The organism is Kribbella sp. NPDC004138, assembly GCF_053603655.1.
The window spans coordinates 142,472-154,499 of record NZ_JBSGFZ010000021.1 but is presented as its reverse complement, the minus strand read 5'-3'; the positions used below and the strand labels follow the sequence as shown (position 1 = coordinate 154,499).

The following is a 12,028-nucleotide window of genomic DNA, read 5'->3' as shown; positions in this document are numbered from 1 at the left end:
GGGGGGCAGTCGTCCGCAACCGAGGACGCCCAGTCCTGAAGATGCCAGGGTGTTTGCTGGCGTGGGCCCACAGAAAGCCCACAAAATAAGGGGATTCCGGCTCGGAAACTGTCGGTGCCGCCGTCTAGAGTCAATGCCATGGAACTTCTAGGCGAACGGCCGGCGTGGTCGATGAGTGGCAGCGAACTGCTGTCCACCCTCGACACAGTCGAAGCCGAGCTCGCCCGCCTGGAGGCCTACCGGCTGAGCGTGATCGCCGCCATCGAGTCCACCGGGTACGCCGAGGAGCTCGGCGCCCGCGACACCGCCGAACTCCTGCGCTTCCGCTACCGCCTGGACCCACCGGCCGCCCGCCGCACCCTCCGCCTCGCCCAGACCGCCACCCACTACCCGGCCGTAGCCACCGCCCTCGAACGCACCGCCTCGCCCGCCTCCGCCACGACCGCCGACATACCCGACAGCGGATCCGGGGACGGCGTACCCGACGACAGCGGATCCGGGGACGGTGGATCCGAGGCCGGTGGTGATGATGGCTGGCTGCTGCGGCCAGCGCAGGCGGCCGCGATCGTGTTCGGGCTCGACCGGGTCCGGCCGCGGGTCCCGGTGGAACACCTGGACGCCGCCGCGGAGCAGTTGGTCGGGCTGGCCGGCCACCTGTCACCCGGCGAACTACGCACCGCCGCTAAGGAGATCGCCGACCTGCTCGACTCCGACGGCCCCGAACCAGAAGAACTGAAGGCGTATGAACGCGAGTCCCTGACACTCTCGGCTGCCGACAACGGCGTGAAGTTCAACGGCTTCCTGGCCAACGAGAACGCCGAACTCCTGCGCGCCGTCGTGCACGCCGGCGCCCGCCCACACAAGACCGTCGACGGCGAACACGACCCCCGCCCCCGCGACAAGCGCCAGGCCGACGCCCTGTCCGGCGCCCTGAGCATCGCCGCTGCCGCATGGGACACCACGGGACCCACCGCGCCCACCGGACCGACCGGACCGACCGGACCTGCAGCGGCGCCCACAGCCGCGGCGAGCAGCGCCGGCAACGCGGGCAGCGCCAGCAGCGCGGGCGATGCGGGGGGTGCTGGGAGGGTGGGGAAGGATCGTCGGGTGGCCGGGTACGGGGCGAAGGCGAACATCACCGTCACGATCGACCTCGAAGACCTCAGGTCCGCCACCGCGGACGCGATAGGGCGCACCGTCTACAGCGGACTGTCAGCGGCCACGATCCGGCGGCTGGCGTGCGACGCGAACATCATCCCCCTGGTGCTGGGCTCGAACTCCGAACCGCTGGACGTCGGGCGCCTCGAACGCCTGGTCACCAAGGCGATGCGCCGCGCGCTGGAGGCCCGCGACCGCGGCTGCGTGGTCTGCGGAGCCCCGCCGATCATGTGCGACGCCCACCACCTGATCTCCTGGATCGACGGCGGCGACACCAAAGTCTCGAACCTGGCGTTGCTCTGCCGTCGCCACCACGTCGACCTGCACAGGGGCCGCTGGCACATCACCATCCTCGACGGCATCGTCCACGTCGCCCGCCCCAGCTGGGCCGAACCCGCACCCAGCCCCGCCACAGCCCGACGCACAGCACCCCCGCGCGCCCGACCACCCAGCGGCAGGACGGACCCGCGCGAGTCCGAGCCCACCGAGCCCACCCAGTCCACCCAGCCCAACGAGCCCACCGAGCCCGGAGACGTCGGCCTGCGGGCGGTCGAGGGCGTCGTGGTGGAGACCGTCGCCGACCGCTCGCGATGGCGGGCCGACGAGGCTGCCCTCCGGGAAGCGGCCGCCTTCGCAGCCACCGGCTGAGCCCGGACAACACAACAACCTCCTACCCGCAGGCCTGCGGGCAGGAGGCTGTTGTGCTGCGGTAGGCCGGGAGCGGGTGAATGCTTCCAGCCGCCTCCGACGGCTGGCCCATGCTTTGTATACCCTTCGCGCGGTGCCCGGCGCGGCTTTAATCCGAGTGCAGGGGTCGAGTGGATCGACCTACCTGGGTCAAGAGTTGACGTGTGGAACTCCAACTCTTCTGCCCGGCATGATCGAGCGGTAGATCCGCGACACGGTCGGCCGGCTGGCGCCGTCGATGTCCACGCGTCCCGTCTGACCGACGTTCTGCCGCAGGTACATCAGCACCAGCGCTGACGTCGCGCAGAACAAACCGACGGCTGACCGCCGAAGCCGGCCACCATTCTGAATCGCTTTCTTTCTTGAATCTCTTTCCTGCAAGGCCTACTCGAGACTTCTGAATAGACCGCTGTCTTTATCTCTTTCCTTGGTTTTCCAACGAGGATTTCTGAGCGACCTGCGAGCCCTAGATCGAGGCGGCGCCGTCCACGACCAGGACCTGGCCGTTGATGTTGGTGTTGTCGAGTAGGAGCATGCGGACCAGCGGGAGGACGTCCTCCGGCTCGGTCAGGTGGCCGGTCGGGGTTCGGCGGACGATCTGGTCGAGTTGGGTCTGGCCGAGGACGGCCGACATCTCCGAGGCGAAGAACCCCGGGGCGATCGCATTGGCGAGGATGCGGCCACCGAGTTCACGGGCCAGTGACCGGGTCGCCGCGTCCATCCCGCCCTTGGTGGCCGAGTAGGCGACCAGGCCGGGGTAGCCGCGTTGCGCGCAGATCGAGGTGATGTTGACGATCCGGCCCTTCAGACCCTTCGCGAGCATCCGGCGCAGGACGAAGCGGGTCAGGACCAGCGGTGCGGTCAGGTTCGTCTGGATGATCTCGGCCAGGTGCTCCGCGGACGTGTGGACGTGCAACGAGTCCTGGCCGATCGCCGCATTGTTGACCAAGGCATCGACCGGCCCCAGGGCATTCTCGACCTCGCGAACGAACGCCTGCCCGGCCGCGGTGTCGTTGATGTCGACGGATCCGTAGTACAGGTGCTCGGGGTACTTCTCGCCGAGCGCGGTCAGCTCGGGCGTGACCGTCCGGGCGAACGCGGCGACCTTCAGACCGGCCGCGAGCAGATCGGTGACGATCGCCAGGCCGAGGCCGCGGGAACCGCCCGACACGAGCACGACCGAGGCCGGCGGGACTGTGGTGACGTCAGACATCGCTCTTCAGGGTTTCCTTCTGCGGGATCTCGTCGAGGAACCTGATCCGCCGCGGTACGCCGTAGTCCGGCAACCGGGTCGAACACCACTGCACCAGGTCGGCGTCGGTGATCGGGCCGAGGGACCGGTTCGGGACGACCTCGGCCGCGACCATCCGGCCGACCAGCGGGGCCTTGCGCGCGAACACCCGCGCCCAGGACACGCCCGGATGGCCCATCAGGACGTTGCGGACGACGCCCGCCGACACCTTCGACCCGCCGACGTTGATCTCGTCGGTGTCCAGGCGGCCGGTGATCAGCACCCGGTCGCCGTCGAACTCGACCCGGTCGCCGGTGCGGACCGCCCCGACCAGGCCGGCGCCGTGGTGCGGTGAGCGGATGACGAGCTCGTCGCCGTCGACGCTGACCACCGGGCGCTCCGGGTGCGGGTCGCGGTCCAGCCAGGACCTGGGGAATCCGGCCTTACCGTCGTGCACCACGATCGAGGCGCCGACCTCCGAGGACGCGTAGATCCACGAGATCCGGGTGGCCGGGAAGAGCTCCCGGAGCTGATCGAGGATTGCCTGGTCGACCGGTTCGCCGCCGAGCGTGATCTGCTCCAGCGGTACGCCGGCGAGCGCGTCGGCGTCCCGGTAGATCGCCTGCCGCCAGAAGGTCGGCGTACCCGAGGCGGCCGTGACGCCGTGTTCGGCGGCGATCGCCGGCCAGTTCTCCAGCTCGTGCGGCTCGATCACGACCAGGCCCTGGTCGGCCTGAGTCAGCGAGAGCGTGACGACCTGCCACCAGGCGTACGTCCCGGGCGAGTACGGCAGGAGCCAGGTCCGCGGCGGCTGGTCAGCGGTGACCGTGGTCAGCGACTCGAGTGTGTGGCCGATGCGCTTCGGACGGCCGGTGGAGCCTGAAGTGAGCAGCCAGGCCCGCCCGGACTCCTCGACGCGCTTCAGTCTGGCGGGTGTGACTGCCCCATCGGGCAGGACGACCGCGAACCCGGACTCGCCCAGCTCCTCGCGCATGCGCTCGTCAACGCGCGACTCGGTGGCGACCAGCAGCTCGGTGCCGTGCACGGCGTGGTGGCGCAGGGCCGCGAGCGCGTCGGCGCCGTTGTCCACCAGAACGGCCGCGGGCGACGGCAGCTGCGGCAGTTTGTGTAGCGTCCGCCAGGTCAGGCGCTTGCCCGCGACGACCACGGTGTTGTCGTCGCCGATCAGCGCGGTGGTGCGGCGCCGGCTGCTCACGCCGACTGGAGTTGCTCGATGAAGTCCAGTACGTCGCCGACCGTCGCGATCCGGCGCAGCCCAGGGGCATCGAAGTTCAGCTCGTCGCCGAGCTCGTCCTCCACCCGGAGGGCCAGCTCGGAGAAGTCCAGCGACCGGAACCCGATCTCGCGCAGGTCCGCCATGTCGTCGGCCGGTAATGCCCGGCCTTGTGCCGTCATCACCTCACCCATCAACTCCCTGACCCGACTCCGATCCACCGAACTCATAGTCCCGAAGCCTAGCGTTCGAGGCTTGGGGACTCCACGCGTGCTCCGTAGAGTCCCCACACACCGTGACTTCGGTGACTCATACACTTTGCCGTTGACGTCCTCCACCGCCCGAAGGCGGGGATTCCAACCCTTGCGGGTTGAGGTTCGCGGTTCACAGCCGTGCCCTACTGCGCAAGAAGGCTCCCCGCACTGCCACGGCCCGCCCGGCCGCGGTTGTCCGGTCCTGCAACTGCTGGTTGTTTGGCTATCACAACCAGTGACAAAGACTATCCGATCCAACCGACAAGTTCGAAGGACTCAGATGATCAGAGCGGGCCGGCGGCGTGCGACCGGACGGGGCATACGGACCGCGGCGGCGGCGAGTCTGCCCGTGCTCCCACTGGCATGGTTCGTGGCGCTGCAGGAGCACCCGCCGTGGATGCCGGCCGCCTACCTCGCCTATCTGCTGGTCGTGGTCGTCGTCCCGGGCACGATGTTCTGGCGGAGGCTGACCGGCGGCGTCGGCTGGCTGTCCGCGGACGTGATCCTCGGTACGGCGTTCGGGCTGGCCGTCGAGGCGCTGCTCTATCCGATCGGGATGCTGTTCGCGATGCCGTTCGCGGCGTTGCTGATGCCGGCGCTGGCATTCGGGATGTGGCGCGCGCTGCCCCGCCGCACGCTGCCCGAACGGCCGACGCCCTGGTGGTCGATGGCCGGGATGATGGTCGCGGTCGGCGTCGCGGCCGCGTGGTTCGTGCGGGCCGGCTCGCAACTCATCCCGCTGAACGGCGCACAGGCGCTGCGGCCGGACTCGGACGCTCCGCACAACCTCGCGCTGGCCGGTGAGGTCACGCACCACTTCCCGCCGCGGGTCCCGTACGCCGACGGCGGGTGGCTGACGAGCCACTGGGCGGCGTACGACCACATCGCGTCCGTGCACTGGATCACCAGCGTGCCGCTCGACGTGCTGACGCACCGGATGGTGCCGTTCGCCTGGATCCTGCTGACCGTGCTGGGCGCGGCCGCGGTCGGGATGCTGCTGACCGGGCGAGCGGTCGCCGCTCCGATCGCGGCCGGGCTCGTGGTGGCCGGCGGCGATCTGGTCGCGTGGCCGTGGACGGTGTCGGACCGGGTGTTTGCGGACGGTCCGTTCTCGCTGGGCGAGCTGACCAATCCGCCGCAGGCGTTCTCGACGGTGCTGTTGCTGCCGTTGATCGCGGTGACGACGCTGCTGCTCCGGCGACGGCCGGGGACGACGCGCGGTCAGTTGTTCCGGCTGTTCGTCGCGGCCGGCGTGCTGATCGCCGCGCTGGCGTTGACGAAGGCGACGACGCTGCCTGTCTACGCGGCCGGGCTCGCGGTCGCCTGGATCTACCTGACGGTGCGGGCCGGGCGGGTGAACCTGCGCGCGCTGGTGCTCGGGGTCGGCGTCGCGGCGGCGTACACGGCGACGTTCTTCCTGGTCCTGCAGGGTGCCGCGTCGAGCGTGCGGTTCGATCCGGGGGCGACCTTCGAGAGCCTCGCGGACCGGATGGGCGGCGGCTCCGCGGTCCCGATCATCGCGGTAGTGATCGTGATCGGGTGGGTCATGCCGCTGGCCGGCGCGCTGCTGATCAGGCGGCGGGTGACCCGGGACCCGATGCCGGTCTTCCTGGTGGCCGGATTCGCGGCGGCAGTGCTGGGCGCGTCGCTGCTGGCAGATCGTGGGGAGACCCAACTGTTCTTCGTGCGGACCGGGTTCGTGTTCGGCGTCCTGCTGGCGACCTGGGGACTGGGATCGCTCGAGGGCCGGCAGTTCTGGATCGCCGGGGTCGCGCTGCTGATCGGAGCCGCGGCGATCTACTGGGGCCGCGAGCGGTCGCCGAGGTCGTGCACGACGGCCGACTGCTTCGGGCAGAGCCTCGCCGTCGCGCTGGTGATCGCGGTGCTCGGGATCGGCGTGTTCGGGCTGATCCTGCGCGGCTCCCGGCGGACCTGGGCGGTGATCGCGGTCGCGGTTCTCGTCGGGACGACGGTGTCGCCGACGGTCGCGTCCGTCCGGCGGTTCGCGGAACCACCGCTGACGTCGTACGAGTCGATCGCCCCCGGCGGGATCGAGGCGGCGCAGTTCATCCGGCGGAACTCCGGCTCGAACGACCGGATCGCGACGAACCTGCACTGCCACCAGCCGCGGGCCTCGCACTGCGGGACAGGGTCGTACTGGATCGCCGGGTACGCCGAGCGCCGCGTGCTCGTCGAAGGCTGGGCGTACCGGACGCGGGTCGACGACACCTACCCCGCGGGCGTGCAAGGACCGTACTGGGACCAGGAACAACTGCGGTTGAACGACGAGGTGTTCAGCAACCCGAGCCGCCAGGTGATCGAGACGCTGCGCACGAAGTACGGCGTGCACTGGCTGCTGCTCGACGAGCGGGTCGGCGCGGCGCCGAAGAACCTGGACAAGCTGACCGAGCTCCGGTTCCAACAGGGCACCGTCCGGGTCTACCAGGTCTTCCCGCCGCCGTCCGAGACCCCGTTCCCCACGAAGACCCCGTCGCCGACGACGAGCCCGACGAACACCTCGAGCTTGCCGACCAGGACGCCGAGCTTCCCGACCGGCTCGCAGTCTCCAGGGGTGCCGACCGAGCCTCCGTCAGTCGGTCAGACGCAGCCGACGCAGCCGTTCCCGACCGGCCCGCTGCCGACCACCGGCAGCTTTCCGACCACTCCGGTCCCGACGCAGGTCACGACTACCCCGGTCCCGGCGCAGTTCACGACCACGCCGGGACCGACGACCAGCCCGTAGCCGGCTCAGCGGACGGTGACTGCCGGGATCGCGATGCTCTGGTTGGCGAGCCGGTCGAGCGCGGTCACCGAGTAGATGTACGCGGTGCCCGGCGTCGCGGTGGTGTCGACGTACGACTGAGCGGCGCCCGTCGAGCGGACCGTGGCGATCAGGTTGCGCGCGTCGTTGTCGGGGCAGTGGTCGCCGCCGCGGAGCTCCCGGCGGTAGATCGCGTACGACGTGGTGTCGTTCGACGTCCTGGACCACTGCAGCTGGACGCCGTCACCCGTGCGCGCCGCGTGGACCGCGTGCACGGGCAGCGGCGCCCGCGCGTCGAGGGCCGGCATCGCGGGGATCAGCGCCGGCCGCGTGTACCAGGTGTTGTTGAGCAGCGTGGTCGCACCGAGCCGGTCCGCGCGGACGTCCTTCGCGGAGAAGAAGATGTTGCCCTTCACCTCGGGGATCGTGCTGTCGAAGGCCAGGTGGTCGCTCAGCTCCTTCGGGTCCGACCAGTCCGGCGACTGCGTCGACGTACCGACCTTGTAGGTCGCCTCGCCGATGTAGAGGTGGACGTGCGTCCCGCGGACCTGCTCGGCCCACCACGGCACGATCTTGTTGTAGTCCGCGGGCGCGAACCCGCCGGCCCAGTACACCTGCGGGACGATGTAGTCGATCCACTCCTCGCGGACCCACTTGCGGGTGTCCGCGGCCAGGTCGTCGTACGTCTGCACGCCGGCCGTGGTGTCGGTGCCCTCCGGGTCGGTGGCCTTGTTCCGCCAGACGGCGAACGGCGAGATGCCGAACTTGATCCACGGCTTGGCCGCGTGCATCTTCTGGCCGAGCTCCTGGATCAGCAGGTCGATGTTGTTCCGCCGCCAGTCGGCGATGTTCGAGAAGCCGGCGCCGTACTGCGCGTACGTCGCGGCGTCGTTGAAGACCTGGCCGGCCACCGGGTACGGGTAGAAGTAGTCGTCGAAGTGCACGCCGTCGATGGCGTAGTTCGAGACCGCGTCCATGATCGCGTCCTCGACCAGCTTCCGGGCCGCGGGGATGCCGGGGTTGTAGTAGAGCTTCCCGCCGTACGAGACCACCCAGTCCGGGTGCTGCCGCGCCGGGTGGGTCGGCAGCAGGCCGTTGATGTTGGTGTCCATCGACAGCCGGTACGGGTTGAACCACGCGTGCAGCTCGAGGTTCCGCTTGTGGGCCTCGGCGACCGCGAAGGCCAGCGGGTCGTAGCCGGGGTCGCCGCCCTGCACGCCGGTCAGATACTTCGACCAGGGCTCCACCTTGGACGGCCAGAACGCGTCCGCCGTCGGGCGGACCTGCAGGATGACCGCGTTGTGGTTCTGCCGGACCGCGTCGTCGAGCCAGCCGATCAGCTCGGCCTGCTGCTGCGCGGCGGTCAGCCCGGTCTTCGACGGCCAGTCGATGTTCACCACCGACGCGACCCAGCTCGCCCGGAACTGCCGGAGCGGGGTGGACGCGTTCGGCGCACACGTCTGCTGCCCGTCCGTCTCCACGGCCGACGCCGTACCCGTCAGACCGCTCAGCATCAGTCCCGCCGTCACGCCGAGAACGCCCATCACTCGCCAGACTCTCATGTCACTCTCCGACTATTCTTTCCGGTGAAGTGGAAAGATGTTTACACATCAGCGGCCTTCCGGGAAGACGCTAGGTTAGGACCATGCTGCGCGCCGCGACCGAGGACGATGTCGACACGATCCGGCGACTGCGCAATCAGCAGGCGAACCGTGACGTCAGCATCACCGCACACGAGATCACCGCGGACGAGCACGCGGCCTGGTGGGCGAAGGCGTCCGCGGACAGATCGCGGCGGGTGCTGATCTACACCCGGGACGGCACGACCGCCGGGGTCGTCAACTTCTTCGATCTCGACGGCCCGTCCGGCGCCTGGGGGTTCTTCCTGGACGCGGACGGTCTCGCCGAGCGGGGCGAGACACTGCCGGCCTGGATCGAGGTCATGCGCGAGGCCACGGCGTACGCGTTCGACGACCTCGGTCTCGAGGTGCTGACCGGAGAGGTGCTCGAGCACAACACGGTGGTCCGGCAGATGAACCGGCGGTTCCGGTTCGTCGAAGGTACGCCGCAGACGCGGTACGCCGACGGGCGCGAGATCAGGGTGATTCCGATCAGCCTGCGTGAACAGGATCGACGCAAGGGGAAGTCATGAGCACCACCATCGAGATCGGCGGCGTCGCGGTCGGGCCCGATCACCAGCCGTTCGTGATCGCGGAGATGTCCGGGAACCACAACGGCGACCTGGAGCGGGCGCTGGACATCGTCCGCGCGGTCGCCGACTCCGGTGCACAGGCGCTCAAGCTGCAGACGTACACCGCGGACACGATGACACTCGACCTCGACCTGCCGGCCTTCCGGCTGCCGGCGGAGCATGAACTGTGGAGCGAGGCGCGGCTGTACGACCTGTACGAGGAGGCGCACACGCCGTGGGCGTGGCACGAGCCGATCTTCGAGCTGGCGACGTCGCTCGGGCTGGTCGCGTTCTCGTCCGCGTTCGACAGCACCGCGATCGACTTCCTGGAGAAGCTCGACGTCCCGGCGTACAAGGTCGCCTCGAACGAGATCGGCGACCTGCCGCTGGTCCGCGGGATGGCGGAGACCGGCAAGCCGATCATCATCTCCACCGGCTCCGCGACGCTCACCGACATCGACGCCGCCGTCCGGGCCGCGCGGTCGACAGGAAACGAGCAGATCATCGTGCTGTCCTGTACGGCGAGCTACCCGGCGCCGCCAGAGCAGTCGAACCTGCGCGGCATCCCGGTCCTGCGCGACGCCCTCGGCGTACAGGTCGGTCTCTCCGACCACACGATGGGCATCGGCGCAGCGGTGGCCGCGGTCGCACTCGGCGCGACCGTGATCGAGAAGCACGTGACGCTGAAGCGCGTCGACGGCGGTGTGGACTCCGCGTTCTCGCTGGAGCCGTGGGAGCTCGAGCTGCTCGTCGAGAGCACCCGGGTCGCGCAACTGTCGCTCGGTGAGCCCGTCATCGGCCCGAAGCAGGCCGAGCAGAACGTCCTCCGCTTCCGACGCTCGCTCTTCGTCACCCAGGACGTCCGGGCCGGCGACCTGATCACGTTCGAGAACGTCCGCTCGATCCGGCCCGCCGGCGGCCTGGCCCCGGACCTCTTCACCCAGGTCGAGGGCCGCCCGTTCCGCACCGACGCCAAGGCCGGCACTCCGCTCACCTGGGACCTGCTCTGATGTATCTGCTGTTCCCCGGGCGGCACCATGTCCTGACGCGTTTCCAGGCCGAGTTCCTGCGCGGGCACGCGGACCGGACCGTGGTCTGGGCCGTGACGTCGGCCAATCACCGCACGACCAAGCGGAACCCGGTGGCGTTCGATCGGCGGGAAGCGGCGATCGAGCGGTTCAGCGTGGCGGAGGGGATCCGCTCGCTGGTGGTCGGGGTGGTGGACACCCCGCCGACGGGCGAGTTCGCCGAGGTCACGGTGAAGGCGATCGAGGCCGGCACCGACGATCTCGTGCGGCTGACGCCGGAGAACACGCTGGTGGCCTGTTCGACGCCCGCGGTCAGCAAGCTGTACGAGCAGCTCGGGTACTCCGTGATCGACGTCGAGCCCGACGGTACGGCGCGGCCGTGGGACGTGCTGCTGATGATCGCCGCGGGCGACGAGCAGTGGAAGGAGTTCGCGCATCCGGCGACCGTGGACGTGTTCGAGCGGTACGCCCTGGACGCACACATCGCCCGCTGCGTGAACGACCCGGTGGTCGGCGACGACGGCGGCCTCACCACGACCCGCGACTACAAGACGTACGCCGACGCGTTCGAGACCGCGGCCGAGCGGAAATGGCTGCAGATCAAGGACTTCGTGCGTCCCGGCCGGATCCTCGACATCGGCTGCGCGACCGGCGCGACGCTGCAGCTCGCCGACCGCGACCCGCGCTTCCACGAGTCGGACCTGATCGGCGTCGAGGTCGCGCGGCACCTGTTCGCCGAGTGCGAGCACAAGAAGGAGCAGGGCCTCTTCAGCAACCCGAACGTCTACTTCTACCAGCGCAACATGCTCGGCTCCGCGGCCGGAAGAAATGGGTGGAGTCCGCCGCGCTCGATCGACACCACGCTGACGCTCGCGCTCACCCACGAGATCTGGTCGTACGCCGATGGGTCGCGGCCTGACACGGTCCAGCGGTTCGCCGACGCGCTGTTCGCGCATACCGCCCCGGACGGCGTCTGGATCAACTCCGACGTCTGCGGCCCCGACGAGCCGGAGCGTCCCGTCGTTCTACGGCTTGACGACAGCGACGGCGAGAACCCGGACGGCGTCGCGGAGCTCGAGGCACTCGCCGACCCCGCGGCGTACGTCGGGAGGCTGTCGACGCGGGCGAGGTTCTTCCAGTTCGCCCACGACTTCCGGCGGAACGCCCGCGTCCCGTTCGCGTACGACGTCCGCGCCGACGGGCTGGTGCTGCGGCTCGCGGACGCGATGGACTTCCTGACCCGCAAGGACTACGTCGACAACTGGCTGAGCGAGACCCACGAACAGTTCTGCGGCCTGACCTTCGCCGGCTGGTCCGCGATCGCCGAACGCGCCGGCTTCACCATCGACCCCGCCTCGAACGCCTGGCGCAACGACTGGGTGATCGAGAACCGCATCGCCCCCGTCGCCACCATCACGACCCCCACCGGCGATCCCGTCGACTGGCCCGTCACCCACCAACTGATGGTGGCGCGCCGGTAGTTC

General features: G+C 69.7%; 9 protein-coding genes. 5 read left to right on the top strand and 4 right to left on the bottom strand.

Translation table 11 applies throughout. The annotated features are described in order from the left end of the window. The first annotated feature begins 138 nt into the window (after positions 1-138). The gene (locus ACWEOO_RS28170) at positions 139-1,806 is read left to right on the top strand and encodes a DUF222 domain-containing protein (RefSeq protein WP_452145583.1); all 1,668 of its coding nucleotides are present in this window, start codon (positions 139-141) and stop codon (positions 1,804-1,806) included. Between the two features lie 505 nt (positions 1,807-2,311). Here ACWEOO_RS28170 and ACWEOO_RS28165 read toward each other — a convergent pair. From ACWEOO_RS28165 to ACWEOO_RS28155, 3 genes are read right to left on the bottom strand one after another with little or no spacing between them, the layout of a single operon-like run. Beyond that, positions 2,312-3,058, bottom strand: coding sequence for an SDR family NAD(P)-dependent oxidoreductase (locus ACWEOO_RS28165; protein WP_452145582.1), 747 nt, complete (start codon positions 3,056-3,058; stop codon positions 2,312-2,314). After that, positions 3,051-4,292 (bottom strand): class I adenylate-forming enzyme family protein, encoded by a 1,242-nt coding sequence (locus ACWEOO_RS28160; RefSeq protein WP_359941127.1) that lies wholly within the window; start codon positions 4,290-4,292, stop codon positions 3,051-3,053. Before ACWEOO_RS28160 ends, ACWEOO_RS28165 begins: the two co-directional genes overlap by 8 nt. Next, positions 4,289-4,504 (bottom strand): acyl carrier protein, encoded by a 216-nt coding sequence (locus ACWEOO_RS28155; protein ID WP_452145581.1) that lies wholly within the window; start codon positions 4,502-4,504, stop codon positions 4,289-4,291. The genes ACWEOO_RS28160 and ACWEOO_RS28155 overlap by 4 nt, the downstream gene beginning before the upstream one ends. 340 nt (positions 4,505-4,844) lie before the next feature. On the opposite strand from ACWEOO_RS28155, the gene ACWEOO_RS28150 reads away from it, so the two are divergent. Further along, entirely contained in the window at positions 4,845-7,307 is a 2,463-nt protein-coding gene (locus ACWEOO_RS28150; RefSeq protein ID WP_452145580.1) for a hypothetical protein, read from the top strand. A gap of 5 nt (positions 7,308-7,312) precedes the next feature. On the opposite strand, the gene ACWEOO_RS28145 is transcribed toward ACWEOO_RS28150, so the two are convergent. Further along, positions 7,313-8,887 (bottom strand): glycoside hydrolase family 10 protein, encoded by a 1,575-nt coding sequence (locus ACWEOO_RS28145; protein WP_452145579.1) that lies wholly within the window; start codon positions 8,885-8,887, stop codon positions 7,313-7,315. 83 nt (positions 8,888-8,970) lie between these two features. Here ACWEOO_RS28145 and ACWEOO_RS28140 point away from each other — a divergent pair, with 83 nt between their 5' ends. The 3 genes from ACWEOO_RS28140 to ACWEOO_RS28130 are packed head-to-tail and all read left to right on the top strand — an operon-like array spanning position 8,971 to position 12,025. Continuing rightward, on the top strand, positions 8,971-9,477 hold the full coding sequence (locus ACWEOO_RS28140) for a GNAT family N-acetyltransferase (RefSeq protein ID WP_452145578.1): 507 nt from the start codon (positions 8,971-8,973) through the stop codon (positions 9,475-9,477). After that, a complete protein-coding gene (gene pseI, locus ACWEOO_RS28135) occupies positions 9,474-10,526 on the top strand; it encodes a pseudaminic acid synthase (protein WP_452145577.1) in 1,053 nt (350 codons plus the stop codon). The genes ACWEOO_RS28140 and pseI overlap by 4 nt, the downstream gene beginning before the upstream one ends. Then, a complete protein-coding gene (locus ACWEOO_RS28130; RefSeq protein WP_452145576.1) occupies positions 10,526-12,025 on the top strand; it encodes a class I SAM-dependent methyltransferase in 1,500 nt (499 codons plus the stop codon). Before pseI ends, ACWEOO_RS28130 begins: the two co-directional genes overlap by 1 nt. The last annotated feature ends 3 nt before the right edge of the window (positions 12,026-12,028 follow it).

Coding starts and splice junctions, on each gene's coding strand:
- ACWEOO_RS28170 (WP_452145583.1), top strand. CDS start 139: ATGGAACTTCTAGGCGAACGGCCGGCGTGGTCGATGAGTGGCAGCGAA.
- ACWEOO_RS28165 (WP_452145582.1), bottom strand. CDS start 3,058: ATGTCTGACGTCACCACAGTCCCGCCGGCCTCGGTCGTGCTCGTGTCG.
- ACWEOO_RS28155 (WP_452145581.1), bottom strand. CDS start 4,504: ATGGGTGAGGTGATGACGGCACAAGGCCGGGCATTACCGGCCGACGAC.
- ACWEOO_RS28150 (WP_452145580.1), top strand. CDS start 4,845: ATGATCAGAGCGGGCCGGCGGCGTGCGACCGGACGGGGCATACGGACC.
- ACWEOO_RS28145 (WP_452145579.1), bottom strand. CDS start 8,887: ATGAGAGTCTGGCGAGTGATGGGCGTTCTCGGCGTGACGGCGGGACTG.
- ACWEOO_RS28140 (WP_452145578.1), top strand. CDS start 8,971: ATGCTGCGCGCCGCGACCGAGGACGATGTCGACACGATCCGGCGACTG.
- pseI (WP_452145577.1), top strand. CDS start 9,474: ATGAGCACCACCATCGAGATCGGCGGCGTCGCGGTCGGGCCCGATCAC.
- ACWEOO_RS28130 (WP_452145576.1), top strand. CDS start 10,526: ATGTATCTGCTGTTCCCCGGGCGGCACCATGTCCTGACGCGTTTCCAG.